Source organism: Bacillus sp. KNSH39 (assembly GCF_052656585.1).
In genome coordinates, this window is record NZ_JBQXYO010000001.1 from 3417838 (window position 1) to 3436877 (window position 19040).

A 19040-nucleotide genomic window follows, 5' to 3' on the forward strand; every position below is an offset into this window, starting at 1 on the left:
GTGATTTTTTTGTTTGCTCTCTATCTTAAAATCACCTTAAATTTCCTCATATTTGACATAGTGCCAGATATAAAATGGTATTATTTTCAATATAAAAACGAATATACGAGGAGAGGAAAAATGAATCAACGTGTAGAAGCTGTTGATGCAATTCGTGGTTTTGCTTTGTTTGGCATTTTACTAGTCAATATGACATTAATTCAATTTGGGTTCTTCACCAGTGAAAAACCAACTTATCTATTTGGCGATCTTGATAAAGGTGCTAATTGGTTTATTCAATTTTTCGGCACACATAACTTTATATCCCTATTTTCTTTTCTATTTGGGCTTAGCATTATTTTGTTACAAAAAAGTATTATCACAAAAGGAAAAAAATTCTTCCCCACATACATAAGACGTATTATCATTCTTTTACTACTCGGCTACATTCACGGCACTTTTGTTTGGGAGGGAGATATTTTATTTGCATACGGAATAATCGGGATTTTTTTAATGATATTCATCAATCGAAAACCGAAAACTTTGCTTATTTGGGCGATTATTCTACTCGCACTTATTACACTTATGTCTTATCAAACTGATCCATCTACAAATATAAATGATTTCGCACCTTATACTGAAAAAGAACATAAAGTCCATCAAACTGGAAGCTATATGGATCACGTCAACTTTAGATTGACTGAAAATCCTTTTGATTACATGGGAATTGACGGTGCATTCGGATTATTTTTCATATCAGTTTTCGCAATAATTTTTATGTCTCCACTGTTCCTACTCGGAATGTATGTAGGGAAAAAAGGCTGGCTATTTGAGGTCAGTAAACATATACCTGCTGTCAAAAAAATATGGTTTGCCACCGGTCTCTTCTCTTTTACAATTAAAATCTTAGCTATGTTCATAAAACACCCGGTTTTAATTATGTTACAAGATGGCCTTACACCAGTAACTATGACCTTCTTTTACGGAAGCACAATCATTTTATTATTCCATTACAAAAAAGCAACCCGTCTACTAACATACATGGCGAACATGGGGAAAATGTCCGTTAGTAATTACTTAGCGCAATCTATTATCGCAACAACCATTTTTTACGCATATGGATTTGGCTTATACGGGAAAATCGGCTATTTCTTCGGTATTCTTTTAACCATCGGAATTTATACAATTCAATTATTCGTTAGCACCTATTGGCTCCAGAAATACCGAATGGGGCCAGTGGAATATGTGTGGAGACTGGGAACTTATTTAGAGAAACCACGTTTTAAAAGAGACTTGGATAAAGCAAGTTAAACAAAAAAAGCAATGAGCCTACGCTCATTGCTTTTCTTAATTTATTAAAGCATAACCCCAACGATAATCGCTGATAATATACTTACTAACGTTGCACCGTATACAAGTTTTAAACCGAATGATGATACAACGTTTGCTTGTTTGCCATCGATACTCTTCGTTGCACCTGCGATAATTCCGATAGATGAGAAGTTCGCAAATGATACAAGGAAGATAGATAAAATACCTACTGTACGAGCTGATAAATCACCAGCTACTTTACCAAGATCAAGCATTGCAACGAATTCGTTCGTTACTAATTTTGTTGCCATAATTTGTCCTGCTTGTAACATCTCTGATGTTGGAATACCCATTACGAATGCTAATGGTGAGAAGATATATCCTAAAATGCTTTGGAATGTGATTCCGAAAATTGAATCGAATACACCATTAATTGCTGTAATTAATGCCACGAAACCGATTAACATCGCCGCTACTGTTACAGCGATTGAGAAACCAAGCATAATATATTCGCCTAACATTTCAAAGAATGTTTGTTTCTTGTCTTCTTGTAATTCTAAAATATCGTCTTCTTCTTTTACTTCATATGGATTAATGATATGAACGATAATAAATCCACTGAATAAGTTTAATACAAGTGCTGTTACTACATATTTTGGATCAATCATTTTCATATAAGAACCGACAATTGACATCGATACTGTAGACATTGAAGATGCACAAAGTGTGTATAAACGATTTTTCGGTAATTTGCTTAGTTGATCTTTTACTGTAATGAATACTTCCCCTTGACCAACGATTGCAGCTGCTACCGCATTATATGATTCTAGTTTTCCTAAACCGTTAACTTTACTTAATAGGAAACCGACTGCACGAATGATAATCGGTAAAACTTTAATATGTTGCAGAATCCCGATTAATACTGCTAAGAAAATAATCGGTAATAATACTGTTAAGAAGAATGGTGCTTGTCCATCGTTTGCTAGACCACCAAATACGAAATTAACCCCAGCTTCCGCAAATTTTAAAATAGCGCCAAATCCATCTGCGATCCCTTTTACTAATACAAATCCGACCTTTGTATTTAGTAAGAAATACGCAAGTACCAATTGAATGACAAGCATAAGTGCAATTGGTTTATATTTAATTTTCTTACGATCTGAACTAATAAGGAAACCTAGTACAAACACTACAAGTAAACCGACTAGAAACATTACGAACTTCATATGTGAATCCTCCACTTCTCCCACGAGTTATTGGTCGTATAACGAATGACGTCTGACCATTGTTGTTAAAAAAATTTAAAACCCCTAAAACTATTCAACTGTCATCTAAAATCAGTAAGCGTTTACATAAATTGCAATTTATAAAAGGTAGCTTCTTCTCTCCTACCATACTTGAAAGTCTGAAATTGATACCACCTACAAATCAAATTGTAAGCGTTATCTAGACGAAATGCAATATAAATTTTAAAAGATTTTTATATGTTAATATATTCCTAATTAATTGGTTTTTTCATGTAAATTTACCATAAAAAAATAGCCCTAGCTATGAGCTAGAGCAATCCTTTTTTTATAACATAACACCAACGATAATCGCTGATAGAATACTTACTAACGTCGCACCGTACACAAGGCGTAGACCGAATGATGATACAACATTTGATTGATTTTCATCGATACCTTTTGTTGCACCTGCAATAATTCCGATAGATGAGAAGTTCGCAAATGATACAAGGAATACAGAAAGAATACCAACTGTACGAGCCGATAAATCACCAGCTACTTTTCCAAGATCAAGCATCGCAACAAACTCGTTTGATACTAATTTTGTTGCCATAATTTGTCCCGCTGTTACCATTTCTGCTTGCGGGATACCCATTACGAATGCTAATGGTGAGAAAATATATCCTAAAATAGCTTGGAATGTAATACCGAACATTGAGTCAAACAAGCTATTGATTGCTGTAATTAATGCTACGAAACCAAGTAACATAGCTGCTACTGTAATCGCAATCGTGAAACCAAGCATAATGTACTCGCTCAGCATTTCAAAAAATGATTGTTTTTTCTTATTTTCTAATTTCAGTGTATCTTCTTCTTTTGTAATATCGTACGGGTTAATAATATGAATGATAATGAAACCACTAAATAAATTTAATACAAGTGCTGTTACTACATATTTCGGTTCGATCATTTTCATATAAGAACCAACGATTGACATCGACACTGTCGACATAGAAGATGCACATAATGTATATAAACGATGTTTTGGGATTTTACTTAATTGATCTTTTACTGTAATAAATACTTCTGCTTGTCCAACAATGGCAGCTGCTACTGCGTTATATGATTCTAGTTTTCCTAGACCATTTACTTTACTTAACAACGTACCAATAGCACGAATAAATATCGGTAAAATTTTAAAGTGTTGCAGAATTCCGATTAAAACCGCAAAGAATACGATTGGTAATAACGCTGTTAAGAAGAATGAAACCTCTCCTTTATTAACAAGACCACCAAATACGAAAACGATTCCAGCTTCCGCATATCCAAGAAGTGCGCCAAATCCATCTGAAATTCCTTTTACTAAAATATAACCAACTTGCGTATTTAATAAGAAATAAGATAATGCTAGCTGAATAATAAGCATAATTGCGATTGGTTTATACTTAATCTTCTTTCGATCGGCACTTATAAGAAAACCGAGTACAAATACAACGAGTAATCCTACAAGGAACATAACAAACTTCATTAATAAAATCCTCCATTTAACTCTTCATTAACGTTGAACGTCTGACCATTCAAAACAAGAAATAATCCGAACTTTCCATTTCTCCTCCAAAATCTTCAATCGGATAGGAAATATCATAAAACCTCTTATTTCAAAGGCATTTTCCATTCTAACACAAATCACAAATCATATCCGCACTTTTCTTTAAAAAATTACATTTTATTATAAAATGTCTATGAATGTTCGTCTTTTACTATCTGCAAATAGTTGAATAAAACAAAAAAAGAGCATCAAGTTTCACTTGATGCCCTTTTCATTATACCGCTTTTTCTTTATCAGCTACCGCTGACTCATCCCAACACTCTGTATTGTTCAAACCTGGAATAGACTCCGCATAAAAGACTGGATCTTTCCCTTGTTTCTTTTGCTTAATATAATCTGATAACGCTGCGAAAGCATACTTAGAAAGGAATACAATTGCTACTAAGTTAATAACAGCCATAATTCCCATAAATAAATCTGCTAAATCCCAAACGATTTGAATTGTCGCTACAGATCCTAGCATAACCATACCAAGTACAGCAATGCGGTATGCATTTAATAGCACTTTACTTCCATTTAAGAATTCAATATTTGTTTCACCATAGTAGTAGTTACCTACTAATGAACTGAACGCAAACAAGAAGATTGCCACTGCTACAAATATAGAAGCCCATGGACCGATATGTTGACTTAACGCCTGCTGCGTTAATTGAATTCCGTTTAAATCAGCTGCATTATGCACATCTGATAAAAGAATAATAAATGCTGTACAACTACAAATTAATAATGTATCAGTAAATACCCCTAAAGTTTGAATGAAACCTTGTTTAACTGGGTGCGTTACGTTTGCAGTCGCTGCTGCGTTCGGCGCACTACCCATACCTGCTTCATTTGAGAATAACCCACGTTTTACCCCTAATAAAATCGCAGCTCCTAATCCTCCGCCTACTACTTCTTTAATTCCGAAAGCATGTAAGAAAATTTCTTTAAATACATATGGAATTGCCGTAATGTTTGTTACAACAACGAATAATGCCACTGCTACATAAATAATTGCCATTACTGGAACAATCATTTCAACCGCGCGAGCAATTCGTTTTACTCCACCGAAAATAATAACTGCAAGTAAACCAGCCATAACAAGACCTACTAATCTACTATCTGTTTTGAACGCCCCATCAAAGGCAGCCGCTACAGTATTAGACTGTACAGCGTTAAAAATCAATCCGAAACTTACTGTTATTAGAACAGAGAACACAACACCTAACCAGCGTTTCTTTAAACCCTTTTCCATATAATACGCTGGGCCCCCACGGAATGCATTCCCATCTTTTACTTTATAAATTTGCGCTAATGTGCTCTCTACAAATGCAGAAGCACCCCCAATTACCGCGATTAACCACATCCAAAATACTGCTCCTGGACCACCTGCTGAGATCGCAATAGCTACACCAGCTAAGTTACCAGTACCTACACGAGAAGCTGTACTCATACAAAACGCTTGGAATGATGATACGCCGCTCTTCTCTTTTTGCGCTTTCCTCGTTTTCGAGCTTGCCCCATCCCCAAGCAAACGAATCATTTCACCGAAGTAACGAACTTGGACAAATTTCACACGAAATGAAAAATAGAGTCCTAACCCAATTAACATCGCAATAATGATATATGACCAAAGGATATTATTTATATCCCCAATTACCTTAGCTAAAAAATCCATAATTGCATTGCCCCCTCTTCCTAACAATAAGAAAATTATATTCTAAAAACTTTTAGTAATCAAGAACTTTATGTTAGATTTTATAACATGAGTACGTTAACTCTTTTAACATACGTGTTTTTTACATGAAAATATAGCCATTACATGCATTTATCCAATACTTAATAACTTATCCTATTCGACCAGCCATACTTTTAAAACAGGACGTTCCCCACAAATAACGAGAGAGAGAAACAAACAAAAAAGTTATATTAATAATTACCTCTCACCCTTTTCATCATTTACTACAACAAAAAAGGCGAGCATCGAATTTACCTCGATGCTCGCCTTTTCAATTACACTGCTTTTTCTTTATCTGTTACCACTGGCTTATCCCAGCACTCTGTATTCGTTAAACCAGGAATAGAATCTGCACTGAAGACTGGATCTTTCCCTTGTTTCTTTTGCCTTACATAGTCTGCTAATGCCGCGTACGCAAATCGACCAAGAAGTGTAATCGCAATTAAGTTCGTGATTACCATTAGACCCATAAATAAGTCTGCCATATTCCATACAACTTGAAGCGTCGCAACAGAACCGAATAATACCATTCCAACTACCGCAATACGGTAAATTGTTAACCACGTTTTGCTTTGTTTAATGAATTCAATATTTGTTTCACCATAATAGTAGTTTCCTAAAAGAGAACTAAATGCAAATAAGAAAATAATAATCGCTAAGAAGCTACTTGCCCATGGGCCGATTTGTGAGCTTAATGCATTTTGCGTTAATTCAATACCTTCTAAATTCGTTGCTTTATATGCACCAGAACATAGTACGATAAATGCTGTTGATGTACATACTAAGAATGTATCTACTAAAACGCCGATCGTTTGAATAAAACCTTGTTTTGCTGGATGCGTTACATCAGCTGTTGCTGCCGCGTTCGGCGCACTACCCATACCTGCTTCGTTCGCAAATAATCCGCGCTGAATACCATATTTCATCGCAGCACCGATACCGCCACCTACAGCTGAATCTAAACCGAATGCACCTTTAAAGATTTCCGTAAACACATCAGGTATTAAATAGAAGTTTTTAATGACAACAAAAATAGCTACCGCAATATAAACAAGCGCCATTGGCGGAACAATCATTTCCGACATACGTGCAATACTTTTTACACCACCAAAAATAATAACCGCAACTAATGCAGCTAATACAATACCAACAATATAACGCTCTAAACCAAATGCATTTTCAAACGCTAATGTTACTGTATTCGCTTGTACTGAGTTAAAAATTAAACCGTAACTAACTGTAATAAGGATAGAAAACCAAATTCCCATCCAACGTTTATTTAAACCTTTTTCCATATAATAAGCAGGACCACCACGGAAGCCACTGCCATCTTTTACTTTATAAATTTGGGCAAGCGTACTTTCTACGAAACTTGAAGAAGCCCCGATAATCGCAATAACCCACATCCAAAATACAGCTCCAGGTCCCCCCATAGATATAGCTAATGCTACACCAGCTAAGTTACCGATACCAATACGAGCTGCTGAACTCATACAAAACGCTTGGAAAGAAGATACACTACCTTTTTTACGCGTCTTTCCAGTTAATCCATCACTCATTAGTCGAACCATTTCCCCTAAATGAGTAATTTGTACGAATTTCAATTTAATAGAAAAATAAAGACCTAAACCAATTAACATCGCAATAAGAATATATGACCAAAGAATTGTATTTGTTGATGAAATAAATTGCTCTAAAATATTCATACAATTAACCCCTCCTTTTCTCCATAAAACGAATTATATTTAAAAAACATTCAAAAATCAACATTTTTCGACAATTTGCAATTTCCAAATATTAGCCAGGTTCACAGTAACAATGTCCTTATGACTGACTACCCTCCCTCTAACTGTGCATACTAAAACAAAAAATAAATTCACAAACAACCCTATTGACAAAAATACCAACCTGTAACTATAATGATTACAACAGGTTGTAACAAACCTAATTACAACAAATTCATTTACTTTCAGATATACACTTTAACAAAACACTTTGGAGGGATTTATTATGAAAATCGGAATTATCGGAGCAACTGGTAAAGCAGGAAGTCGTATTTTAAAAGAAGCATTGGATCGCGGACATGAAGTAACTGCAATCGTAAGAAACGCTGCAAAAATTACAGAAGAAAACGTAAAAGTTTTAGAAAAAGACGTATTTTCTCTTACATCTAACGACTTGCAAGCATTCGATGTAGTTGTAAATGCATTCGGTGCTCCAGCAGGACAAGAACACCTTCACGTAGATGCAGGAAACGTACTAATTGAAGCGATGAAAGGTGCACCTAACACAAAATTACTTGTAGTTGGTGGCGCTGGAAGCTTATTTGTAGACGAAGAGAAAACAACACGTGTATTTGAGACACCAGGTTTCCCGGAAGAATACCTTGCAACAGCTCAAAACCAAGGTAAAAACTTAGAAATCTTACAACAAACAAATGATATCACTTGGACATTCATCAGCCCTTCTGCACTATTCGCATTAGGAAAACGTACTGGTTCTTATAAAGCTGGTAAAGACAACCTTCTTGTGAACGCAAAAGGTGATAGCTACGTAAGTTACGAAGACTTCGCAGTTGCAGCACTTGATGAAATTGAAAACCCAAAACATGTAAACGAACGCTTCACAGTAGTTTCTGAAGCTGAATAATAAAAAAATCTCGTAAAACATTATGTTTTACGAGATTTTTTTATTGTTACACTTGTTCTAAACCATTTGGAGTAATCTTAAAGGAAATTTCTTGCCCCTTCATCGCATCCTCTTTTTTAACTAACTCATTCTTTTTGTACCAATTCAAACGACTCGGTTCCGCATGGTATACTTTCAGCACATCTCCATACTCAAATGCCGTTCCATTTACTTGCCCAGCAAAATTCTTTGAAGTCTCTTGTCCTTCTGCCGTTACATGCTTTTTCTTATTTCCATTTTGATCATAAATCGTAAGGCCTATATACTGCTCATTTACAAAGCGATAATGAATCTCCTCATTTGTAAATGTTGCATGTAATTTCTTTTCAGCGTGGTTTAACGTAACAATTGAACGTGTAACATCGGACACACCTTGATAGACTAGACTATCCCCATATGTCACTTCTACAGGAACTTCCGTCACCTTCTTATTTCCAAATCGATCTTTCGTTTCTACTTTCACTTTTTGCTGACCAATTTTTGTCGTATCTATTTCCCCTACAAAACCTACTACTTCTCCACCCTGTACTTCAACAAAGTTCTTCGCGTCTAGCGTTTCGCTATTTGTTCCGATTACTACTTGCTGCGGATTTGCTTTTACTGTTTGCTCACCGTCTAATCTTTCAAATCCATTTTCAGTTATTTTGAAGACTAATTCCTTTATCTCTTTACTTTTTCCTTCGCCCACATATACATCTTTTTGATACCAATGTAAACGAGAAGATTCCGCATGATATACTTTCACTACATCTCCATACTCAAATGCAATTCCATTTACTTCCTTAGCAAATTCTTGCGTATTCTCTAAACCTTTTACTGCTATATTTTTCTTCACTCTTCCTTCTTTATCGTACAATGTGAATTCAAAATACTTTTCATCTTTAAAGTAATCATGAATTAGGTTCTTTGTATCTGTCGCACTCAGTTTTTTCGTATCATGATGCAAAGTTACAATTGATTTCAAGTCACCATCTCTATAGCTCAGCCCATATACAAGTAGGCTATCTCCATATGTTACTGTTAGAGGAACTTCTGTCACTTTCTTATTTCCAAATCGATCTTTCGTTTCTACTTTTACTTTTTGTTCACCGATTTTTGTTGTATTTGGTTTTTCTACAAATCCAACTACTTCTCCATCTTTTACTTCAACAAAGTTTTTTGCATTTATTTTCTCTACATCTGTTCCGATTACTACCTTCTGTGGTACTGCCTTTACCTCTTGTAAAGTTTCCATTCTTTCAAAGCCTTTTTCAGTTACCTTGAAGAATAATTCTTTTTCTACTTTCGCCTTACCTTGGCCAGCAAGGCTATTATTTTGATACCATTTCAAGCGGTCCGGTTCTGCATGGAATACTTTTACTACATCACCATATTCAAACTGCATTCCACTCACTTGCTCCGCAAATTTCTTTGAAGTTTCTTGTCCTTCCGCTGTTACACGCTTTTTTGTGTTCCCATTTTGATCATATAGCGTAATCCCCATATACTCTTCATTTACATAACGATAATGAACAGGATTACCTGTAAACGTTGCGTGCAGTTCCTTTTTATCATGTTGCAATGTTACAACCGAACGTATTGCATTATCATTAGCATGAAATACTAAACTATCTCCATAAATTACTTCAAGCGGCACTTCTGTTATCTTCTTATTTCCAAAAGCATCCTTCGTCTCTATTTTTACTTTTTGTTCTCCAATTTTTGATGTATTTGGTTTTTCTACAAAACCAACCACTTCTCCATCTTTTACTTGTACGAATTCTTTCGGATCTAGTTTGTCTACATCCATTCCGACTACTACTTTTTGCAGTTTCGCCGTCACTTCTTGTAAACTATCTTTTAATTCGAACCCTTGCTCAGTTATTTGGAATAATTTCTCTTTTTTATTTTTAACTTTTCCTTGATCTACAAGTTCGTTATTTTTAAACCACTTCAAACGGCTTGGTTCTGCGTGGAATACTTTTATTACATCACCATATTCAAAATCCAATTCATTTAGTTCCATCGCAAATCTTTTTCCCGTTTCTTGTCCTTCTGCTGATACACGTTTCTTTTCAATCCCATTTCGATCATATAGCGTTAAGCCCATATATTCTTCTTTTTCAAAACGGTAATGTATTTCATTATTAGTAAAGTTTACATTTAATTTCTTCTTATTGTGGTGAAGTGTCACTGTCGACATTACATCATCTGAAAGTCCTTGAAAAACTATACTGTCATCATAAAATCCGTTAACTTGGACAGGAATTGAATTTTTATTTCCTTTCTCATCCCCAATTTCTACTAACACTTCCTGTTTCCCCTTCTCTAATTTAGGCCATACAATCTTTCCTGTTACTTTTACATTCTCACCTAAATTTCGAACAAGCTTACTTGCTTCATTCTCGTCAGAATCTGTACCAACTAAAAGATTTTGTACTTCATTAGCAGGTTCACCATACGGAACCTTATACAGTTCAACTTGCTTCTCACGAATATCATTACTATCTGTAGCTTTCCAGATTTCCTTTTCTAATTTAGGTAACTTTGATTTTTCTATTTTCTCTCTAATATCATCATTTGGTGTTAATCCCCACTCCTCAAAGAAAGGAATTAAATTTTGCCCTGCCACTTTTGATGTCATATAAATAAATAGCTGCTTTTTCTCTTCATCAGAATGAGGCATTTCACTCTGAGGTAACAAACGATAAGCTTGATGTAACCTAGGATAAAAATGTTCTCCATACACTACATTTAATTGCCAAAACATTGTAAGAGGATTAATGTCATCAATGAATCTTTCTGCTTTAGGCTTCTCTAAATACTCAAATGAGTTTTTATAGTGCTCATCCATTTCTAATTGATTCCCTAACGCCTTTTGAACAGCTAATGAGTAAATATTTACTGTTACTTCCCTTACTTTAGACCACTTCCACGGTTCTTGCTGATGTAAATGACCAACTTCATGCCACGGTCCCCATCCATCCTTCTCAAGTACCTCTATATCTAAAACTCTATTCATTGCAGTTGGAATATATCCTGTATGATAATGTTTCGCAAACATAAAGTCCCCTTTAGCAGGCTTCCGTTTTTCAACAAACTGAACATAATGAGTTGGAGATTTTGCAACCCCAACACTGTCCTCAGATAATCCTGCCACTGCGTTTTCTAAACGGATAATCTTATCATGCAATTTCATTAAATCTGTTGGATCCGTATTCTTCATATATTTCTGCACAGAATCGTAAGTAGTAGTAATTAAGCTTCTCTCACCTTTTAATTCAACTGCATAAGGATCCTTATATTTTTTTAACATTTCATCCCAATCTTTTTTCGTATGCTTACCTAAAATAAATAAAGGAAAGTGACTACCACCATTTGTAACGGAAGCTGTTACTTCTCCTTCGTTATTCATATTATAAAAATATAAAATACCGCCTCTTGAAGATGAAATAACATTTTTTCCTGGTTTTAAATCAAACTCCTCTGGGTCCTTTTCATCATAAGATCTCGTTCCAATAAAACCTTGGATAGACTGCGTTCCTTTTATGTCAATTGTAATCTCTTCATTTGGCTCTGCATAAATTCCAGTCGGTTCATTAGCGGAAAGTTTCCAAGTAACTCTTAAACGATTATTTTCTTCTTCTACGCTACCTTTCCCCGGCAACTGAAATACTCTCTGCTCAAATTTATTCTCTTCTAATTTCCCACCTTTATTCTCTTCCAAAGGCGCCGCATATCCTTTTGATGCTTCGAAAGCTACTGGTGATAATAATGTAGATATACATATACCTGCTACTAATACCCTACTCTTTTTCTTCTTTGACATAATCTGTGTCCCCTGTCCTTTTTTTAGACAAACCATCCTATATATTCGTTTAATGAAAAATCCTATTATCTTTATAAAAACATTTAACGAATAGACTAACACCTCGCGCACCTGTATCTATTACTACCGCATTTCCCTCCATGTATTCGCTTTCTTACATTGTACAATTTTTATGTAATATCCCCTCCTCACTTCTCTCTATTTGTGATGAGTTCTCTTGCTACATAAAAAAGAGAATAGTAAAAGATATTTTTCAGTATTGTCATCTATACATCTAAAAATGTGAACAACAATAGAGTTTTACATTTTCTTCATATATGACCATCTATAGGTAGTTTTTCCAACTGAATTGTACACGCTTTACACTTTGTTTGATAGCCTCTCTAATTAGAATAATGTTACAATTTCGTGAATAAAATCCATTTATTGTAACGTTTAGATTTATCCATATTTTATTATTTTTAAATACTTCTTCAAACGTTAAAATAGTGTTTCACTCGATTAATTATTATCTTGATATATCTTTAAAGAATTCATATGAAAAAGCATTGGCATATACCAATGCTTTTTCATTATCTCTTTTGATTCGGTTTATGCGGTTCATTTGGAGTATATGGCTTATTTGGTTTATTTGGAGCCTCAGCCTTTTTCCAACTTACCGCTAACTCTGGACTTGTTTTTTCTTCACTACGCTCAAGTAATACTACTGCATTTTGAATAGTCGGTGTACCTTTATGCGCAATCCCTTGTAATTTCGTTAAATTTCCTGATACTTTAAAGCTAAATCCACCAGCTGGTGTTTGTTTCGGAATTAAAATGCGGAACTTTTCTCCTACATTAAATTCTGTTTTTGTTTCGCCTTTTTCATTTGCAAATTTCACGCCCGCTGGTGCACCTGTTGCTTGCACTTTATACGTTCCGCTTTTTGCATTTGTTTCTACTGTATATAAGCCTGTTTCAAAGAAATCATTTTTTAAGACTGCTTCTTGTTCTTCTGTAGGAGTTACACTCATCGTAATTTCTTGTAGCTCTTCGCTAGCGTTTGCTTTTGCAACGATATCTTTTGTTACTTTCTCTACATTTTTATTTCGGAAATCTAAATCATTAACATCAATTTGTTTTAACGCATTCCATACTGCAAGCTGCGTTGCGTAATGCGCCTCTCTCCAATCAGATACCCCTAATTCTTGTGGACTCTTTTGTGGATATCCATTCAATAGTACACGGTACACATTAATATCCACTTTCCCCATTTCCGGTAAATCTTGACCGCTTGGAGATTTCAAATCTACATTTAAGCAAAAAGCAATTTTGCCATCTGCCGTTTTAATAAGCTCTGTTCGAATTGGCTTCTTCTTGGACTTACTATAACTCCAATTCATTTCATACTTTGTATGGTCCATCACTTCTGCGAATGCTTTTTGAAGTGGGAATAACACAAATAAAACACTTAAAAACATAGCTAAAAGTTTGAACGATTGCTTTATATTCATGTTTACAGCCCCTTAATAACAAACTTAATACTAAGTAGTATTTATTTAGAAACTATTTTTATGCACAAAAAAAGAGTGCTTTTAAGCACTCTTTTTTCTTACCTTAATCTTAGAAATCGAAGTTATCAGGATCTGGACCAACGCGATGATTTTGATTTAACGCATCGATTTTTTCCATATCTTCTTTCGTTAATTCAAAGTTAAATACATCAGCGTTTGCAATAATACGGTGTTCTTTCGTTGATTTTGGAATTGTGATTACTCCATTTTGAAGATCCCAACGTAAAATAACTTGAGCTGTTGTTTTACCGTGTTTCTCAGCAATCTCTTGTAATGTTTCGTTATCTAATAATTGACCTTGCATTAGTGGTGACCATGCTTCCATTTGAATACCTTGTTCTTTACAGAAAGCTTGTAGTTCTTTTTGTGTTAAACGAGGGTGGTATTCTACTTGGTTAATCATTGGTTTAATTTCTGCATCTTTCATTACATCTTGTAAGTGATGGATTTGGAAGTTACTTACACCAATTGCACGTACGCGCTTTTCTTTATAAAGTGTTTCTAGCGCTCTCCATGTATCTTTATATTTTCCTTCTGAAGGCCAGTGAACAAGATATAAATCTAAATAATCTAGTCCTAATTTTTTTAGACTCTCTTCGTATGCAGCGATTGTTGTTTCATACCCTTGATCTGCGTTCCATACTTTTGAAGTAATAAATAATTCTTCTCTTGCAATACCAGTCGCTTCAATACCTGCACGAATTCCTTCACCTACAGCTTTTTCATTTCCGTAAATTGCAGCTGTATCGATGCTGCGGTATCCTGCTTTAATTGCTGATTTTACAGCTTCTACAAGTTCTGGTCCTTCTTCTACTTTAAATACACCTAAACCGAACCAAGGCATTTCTACACCGTTATTTAATACTGCTTTACTTTGTAAGTTTTTCATTTTATTTTCTCTCCTTTTATTTTACTTGATCTCTTTTTTCTAATGTCATGCTCCACGCTGTTAAAATAACAGCGGCTACTACCATAAGGCCACCTACCCAAGCAGTATGGATTAATCCTAATGAATTCGTTACAAGGCCACCTATATAAGAACCTAAAGCGATCCCTCCGTTAAATGCGGCAATATTAATTGCTGAAGCAACATCAACCGCACTCGGAACAAAGCGCTCTGCCAATATAACTACATATACTTGTAGCCCCGGAACATTCATAAATGCGAATAGTCCCATGAAAATAATTGTGATTAATCCAGCTACTTTAAATGGCGCTGTAAATGTTAAAACAAATAATATAATCGCTTGAATCAAGAACATGTAAAATAGCGCTCGAATCGGATTATGATTCGATAATTTTCCGCCGACCATATTCCCTATCGCAATTGCGATTCCATACACTAATAAAATGATAGTAACAGTACTTGCTTCAAATCCTGTTACTTCTTGTAATAACGGAGATAAATACGTAAATGTTACGAATGTACCGCCGTATCCAAGTGCAGTAATAATGAAAACAAGTAATAGTCTTCCATTTTTAATTAATTTAAATTGATCACGAAACGATACAGGTACACCATTTTTTAAATTAGATGGGACGAGTATACTGTTTGCGATGAAAGCAATAATTCCAATTACAACAATCGCCATAAATGACGCTCTCCAGCCAAATTGTTGACCGATAAATGTTCCAATTGGCACACCAGTAATAGTCGCAACTGTTAATCCAGTAAACATAATCGCAATTGCGCTAGCACGTTTATTCTCTGGTACGATTGCAGCTGCAATTGTAGATCCAATTGACATAAACACACCATGTGCAAACGCAGATACAATTCTTGCAATAATTAATACAGTGAAGCTTGTTGCTACCGCCGCAATGCCATTACCAATAATGAAAATAACCATAATCCACATTAATAATGTCTTTCGCGACATACTAGCCGTTAACGCTGTTAAAACAGGAGCTCCTACCGCTGCTCCTAACGCATATAAGGAAACCGTTAAACCGGCTGTTGTAACCGAAACATTTAAATCTTTTGAAATAGATGGTAGTAAACCGACACTAATAAACTCGGTCGTACCAATCCCAAACGCACTAATTGCTAGCGCTAATAAAGCAAACATACTTCTTCGGCTCGTCTGAGCTTCCGAAGATGGTACTGTATATGAACTCAATTGAATTCCTCCTTATTACAAGAAATCCAATCATAATAGTATGATAAAAAGGCCCTTTTATCTTCTAAAAAATATATTTCATACTTACAAATGCTATTATGAATGGTTTCATTCCTTTTTTGAAGAACGCACTTTAAAGTACGATAGGCACTAAAAAGTAACATAGTCACTTTTTGGTACCGTACTACTCATTTGCCTCTTACATGTGCTATTATGAAACATATTTAACATAATAAAAAGTACGTACTTTAAAGTGCTATAGGTACTAAAAAGTAACATTTGTATGATTTAACTTATTTTACTTACAAAGGGAGGATTTCATATGAAGAAATACAATATTCCTGTAGAGGCGACTTTAGAAGTTATCGGCGGAAAATGGAAGGTTGTTATCCTTTGTCACTTAACGAAAGGTACAAAGAGAACGAGTGAACTAAAACGTTCCATGCCTGGTATTACACAAAAAATGTTAACACAGCAATTACGTGAATTAGAAGACGACGGGGTCATTCAAAGAAAAGTATACAACCAAGTCCCACCGAAAGTAGAATATTCTCTTACCGACTACGGTTGGTCTTTAGAATCCATTCTTGATTCTCTTTGTTCTTGGGGCGAATGCCATCTTGAAAAAGAAGGTAACACATCGATGCTAATTGCAGAAGGTGAATAATAGGAAAAAGGAAAAAACGAACATGAATTTGTTCATTTTTTCCTTTTTTTCTTTATATATATGTACATTTCTAACTGGAACAAAATATTTTATACGCTTTCATACCTTGTCAGCACTACGTTATACACTCAATATCAAATAATTAGGAATCATTTTTATGTTAACATAGGTGTATATAGTATATAATATAGGATATATATTATATACACTTTCCGGTAACGGAGCTTTTCCATTATGCGGACAAGCCATGTATCGGACAGTTCATAAATAATAAGTAAGACGTTATGGTTTTAGATTTATGTCAGCTTACTTGCTGTCATAAATTTAAAGGCATTTTATTGTGTTTTGTGAAACTTTGTATAAAGTTTCGTAACCGTTTACTATCTTACTTATAAAAAATAAGAGTATTGCTATCGTAAAGGAGAATTGGAGATGCCAGAAACTATGACTCAAACAAAGCCAGAACAAGAAACTGTACAAATTTCTGCTAGCCAAGGACAACTTGATGTACTTGATCAGTTGTTAAAACCTGAGGTACAAGAATCATTAACAACACTAGTAGAACAGCTTCCAAAATTAACTGAGCTTGTTAACATTTTAACTAAGTCTTATGACTTCGCTCAAACTGTTGCTACTGATGAAGTATTAAAAAGCGACACTGTTGGTGCAATCACAGAGCTTGTAGAACCTGTAAAAGATACAGTGAAAAGCATGGCTGCTACTGCAATCGAAGCGAAAGATCGTGCTGACGAAAGCAACGAAGTTATCGGCCTGTTCGGTCTATTAAAATTATTAAAAGATCCACAAGCACAAAAAATGTTCCGCTTTGTGAACGCATATCTTCAAATTAGTGCAGAACGTAACAATAAATAAGTTAACTTATAACAACAATTAGTAAAGACGGGGGATATCATACTATGTCAAAACAAATTGTCATCTTAGGCGCTGGTTATGGCGGTCTTCTTGCCGCTTTAAACGTACGTAAATATTACAGTAAATCAGAAGCACAAGTTACAGTGATTAACCAATACCCAACGCACCAAATCATCACTGAACTACACCGCCTTGCAGCTGGTAACGTGTCTGAGCAAGCAGTTGCAATGCCACTTACAAAGCTTTTCAAAGGTAAAGATATCGATCTTAAAATCGCAACAGTTGAGTCATTCTCAGTTGATAGCAAAGAAATCAAACTAGCTGGCGGCACTACTTTATCTTACGATGCACTTGTAGTTGCTTTAGGAAGTAAAACTGCTTACTTCGGTATTCCAGGACTAGAAGAAAACAGCATGGTATTAAAATCTGCTGCTGATGCAAACAAAATCTACAAACACGTTGAAGACCGTATTCGTGAATACGCGAAAACGAAAAACGAAGCTGATGCTACAATCGTAATCGGTGGTGGCGGATTAACTGGCGTTGAGCTAGTTGGTGAGCTTGCTGACATTATGCCTAAACTTGCAAAAAGCCACGGCGTAAATCCAAAAGAAGTGAAACTTCTTCTTGTTGAAGCAGGTCCAAAAATCCTTCCAGTATTACCAGACCACTTAATCGAACGTGCAACTACTAGCCTAGAAGCGCGCGGCGTTACATTCTTAACTGGTCTTCCTGTAACAAACGTTGCTGGCAACGAAATCGACTTAAAAGACGGTCAAAAACTTGTTGCTAACACATTCGTTTGGACGGGCGGCGTACAAGGTAACCCATTAATCGGTGAATCAGGTCTTGAAGTTAACCGTGGACGTGCAACAGTTGATGCATACCTACAATCTACTTCTCACAAAGACGTATTCGTTGCTGGAGACAGCGCTGTTGTCTTCGCTCCAGACGGACGTCCATACCCACCAACTGCACAAATCGCTTGGCAAATGGGTGAGTTAATTGGATACAACTTATACGCAGCACTAGAAGGCAAAGCATTCGAAGAGTTCGCACCTGTAAACTCTGGAACACTTGCTAGTCTAGGACGTAAAGATGCGGTTGCTACAATTGGAGCAAGCAATACTCCACTTAAAGGCTTACCAGCATCATTAATGAAAGAAGCAAGTAACGTTCGTTACTTATCACACATTAAAGGTCTATTCAGCTTAGCTTACTAATCTGAATATAAGCCCGAATCATGCCCTGCATGGTTCGGGCTATTTTTATCCCGCATTAACGGGCAGTAAAACCTCCACCTTAAAATACAGTGAATGCAGGGATGAAGTTGGAAGATTAACTGCCCGTAAAAGCCCGATTGGTTCAACTAATAATCAGTGGGGAGGAACACCCCCCACTGATTAAAGTTTCACTTTATCCGTAATTTTCTCTAACTTATTTATTCGGCAGAAGAATCGTATAACCCTTTTAATTATCTAAATTTACT

General features: G+C 35.5%; 13 protein-coding genes. 5 read left to right on the forward strand and 8 right to left on the reverse strand.

Annotated features, from left to right (window positions below; translation table 11 throughout):
- Positions 1-120: 120 nt before the first annotated feature.
- Entirely contained in the window at positions 121-1290 is a 1170-nt protein-coding gene (locus ACUL40_RS17600; protein ID WP_001076361.1) for a DUF418 domain-containing protein, read from the forward strand.
- A 44-nt stretch (positions 1291-1334) separates the two neighbouring features.
- Here ACUL40_RS17600 and ACUL40_RS17605 read toward each other — a convergent pair whose 3' ends face one another.
- The 4 genes from ACUL40_RS17605 to ACUL40_RS17620 form a co-directional block, all read right to left on the reverse strand.
- Positions 1335-2516 carry a NupC/NupG family nucleoside CNT transporter gene (locus ACUL40_RS17605; protein ID WP_000673874.1) on the reverse strand — a complete coding sequence of 394 codons (1182 nt, stop codon included), beginning with the start codon at positions 2514-2516 and terminating at the stop codon, positions 1335-1337.
- 346 nt (positions 2517-2862) lie between these two features.
- Positions 2863-4044: a NupC/NupG family nucleoside CNT transporter gene (locus ACUL40_RS17610; RefSeq protein WP_445422798.1), complete on the reverse strand. Its 1182-nt coding sequence runs from the start codon at positions 4042-4044 to the stop codon at positions 2863-2865.
- A gap of 295 nt (positions 4045-4339) precedes the next feature.
- Entirely contained in the window at positions 4340-5782 is a 1443-nt protein-coding gene (locus ACUL40_RS17615) for an alanine/glycine:cation symporter family protein (protein ID WP_000346371.1), read from the reverse strand.
- A 335-nt stretch (positions 5783-6117) separates the two neighbouring features.
- Entirely contained in the window at positions 6118-7548 is a 1431-nt protein-coding gene (locus ACUL40_RS17620) for an alanine/glycine:cation symporter family protein (RefSeq protein WP_001022929.1), read from the reverse strand.
- Between the two features lie 304 nt (positions 7549-7852).
- Between ACUL40_RS17620 and ACUL40_RS17625 the strand changes: the two genes are divergently transcribed.
- Positions 7853-8491, forward strand: a complete 639-nt coding sequence (locus ACUL40_RS17625; RefSeq protein ID WP_000689902.1) for an NAD(P)-dependent oxidoreductase — start codon at positions 7853-7855, stop codon at positions 8489-8491.
- 46 nt (positions 8492-8537) lie between these two features.
- On the opposite strand, the gene ACUL40_RS17630 is transcribed toward ACUL40_RS17625, so the two are convergent.
- The 4 genes from ACUL40_RS17630 to ACUL40_RS17645 all read right to left on the reverse strand — a co-directional run bounded on the left by ACUL40_RS17630 (position 8538) and on the right by ACUL40_RS17645 (position 15960).
- Positions 8538-12338 carry a putative mucin/carbohydrate-binding domain-containing protein gene (locus ACUL40_RS17630; RefSeq protein WP_139245377.1) on the reverse strand — a complete coding sequence of 1267 codons (3801 nt, stop codon included), beginning with the start codon at positions 12336-12338 and terminating at the stop codon, positions 8538-8540.
- 572 nt (positions 12339-12910) lie between these two features.
- Positions 12911-13831 (reverse strand): thioester domain-containing protein, encoded by a 921-nt coding sequence (locus ACUL40_RS17635; RefSeq protein ID WP_001022532.1) that lies wholly within the window; start codon positions 13829-13831, stop codon positions 12911-12913.
- Between the two features lie 109 nt (positions 13832-13940).
- Positions 13941-14780, reverse strand: a complete 840-nt coding sequence (locus ACUL40_RS17640; protein WP_000793532.1) for an aldo/keto reductase — start codon at positions 14778-14780, stop codon at positions 13941-13943.
- A gap of 16 nt (positions 14781-14796) precedes the next feature.
- Positions 14797-15960: an MFS transporter gene (locus tag ACUL40_RS17645; RefSeq protein ID WP_002026553.1), complete on the reverse strand. Its 1164-nt coding sequence runs from the start codon at positions 15958-15960 to the stop codon at positions 14797-14799.
- Between the two features lie 373 nt (positions 15961-16333).
- On the opposite strand from ACUL40_RS17645, the gene ACUL40_RS17650 reads away from it, so the two are divergent.
- The 3 genes from ACUL40_RS17650 (at position 16334) to ACUL40_RS17660 (ending at position 18774) form a co-directional block, all read left to right on the forward strand.
- On the forward strand, positions 16334-16678 hold the full coding sequence (locus ACUL40_RS17650; protein ID WP_000760481.1) for a winged helix-turn-helix transcriptional regulator: 345 nt from the start codon (positions 16334-16336) through the stop codon (positions 16676-16678).
- 432 nt (positions 16679-17110) lie between these two features.
- Positions 17111-17551 carry a DUF1641 domain-containing protein gene (locus ACUL40_RS17655; RefSeq protein ID WP_001115309.1) on the forward strand — a complete coding sequence of 147 codons (441 nt, stop codon included), beginning with the start codon at positions 17111-17113 and terminating at the stop codon, positions 17549-17551.
- Positions 17552-17595: 44 nt separating this feature from the next.
- A complete protein-coding gene (locus ACUL40_RS17660) occupies positions 17596-18774 on the forward strand; it encodes an NAD(P)/FAD-dependent oxidoreductase (protein ID WP_000043202.1) in 1179 nt (392 codons plus the stop codon).
- Positions 18775-19040: the final 266 nt, after the last annotated feature.

What these genes read in the sequence shown, in the direction of transcription:
- ACUL40_RS17600 (WP_001076361.1), top strand. Translation starts at nt 121, where the DNA reads ATGAATCAACGTGTAGAAGCTGTTGATGCAATTCGTGGTTTTGCTTTG.
- ACUL40_RS17605 (WP_000673874.1), bottom strand. Translation starts at nt 2,516, where the DNA reads ATGAAGTTCGTAATGTTTCTAGTCGGTTTACTTGTAGTGTTTGTACTA.
- ACUL40_RS17610 (WP_445422798.1), bottom strand. Translation starts at nt 4,044, where the DNA reads ATGAAGTTTGTTATGTTCCTTGTAGGATTACTCGTTGTATTTGTACTC.
- ACUL40_RS17615 (WP_000346371.1), bottom strand. Translation starts at nt 5,782, where the DNA reads ATGGATTTTTTAGCTAAGGTAATTGGGGATATAAATAATATCCTTTGG.
- ACUL40_RS17620 (WP_001022929.1), bottom strand. Translation starts at nt 7,548, where the DNA reads ATGAATATTTTAGAGCAATTTATTTCATCAACAAATACAATTCTTTGG.
- ACUL40_RS17625 (WP_000689902.1), top strand. Translation starts at nt 7,853, where the DNA reads ATGAAAATCGGAATTATCGGAGCAACTGGTAAAGCAGGAAGTCGTATT.
- ACUL40_RS17630 (WP_139245377.1), bottom strand. Translation starts at nt 12,338, where the DNA reads ATGTCAAAGAAGAAAAAGAGTAGGGTATTAGTAGCAGGTATATGTATA.
- ACUL40_RS17635 (WP_001022532.1), bottom strand. Translation starts at nt 13,831, where the DNA reads ATGAATATAAAGCAATCGTTCAAACTTTTAGCTATGTTTTTAAGTGTT.
- ACUL40_RS17640 (WP_000793532.1), bottom strand. Translation starts at nt 14,780, where the DNA reads ATGAAAAACTTACAAAGTAAAGCAGTATTAAATAACGGTGTAGAAATG.
- ACUL40_RS17645 (WP_002026553.1), bottom strand. Translation starts at nt 15,960, where the DNA reads ATGTTTGCTTTATTAGCGCTAGCAATTAGTGCGTTTGGGATTGGTACG.
- ACUL40_RS17650 (WP_000760481.1), top strand. Translation starts at nt 16,334, where the DNA reads ATGAAGAAATACAATATTCCTGTAGAGGCGACTTTAGAAGTTATCGGC.
- ACUL40_RS17655 (WP_001115309.1), top strand. Translation starts at nt 17,111, where the DNA reads ATGCCAGAAACTATGACTCAAACAAAGCCAGAACAAGAAACTGTACAA.
- ACUL40_RS17660 (WP_000043202.1), top strand. Translation starts at nt 17,596, where the DNA reads ATGTCAAAACAAATTGTCATCTTAGGCGCTGGTTATGGCGGTCTTCTT.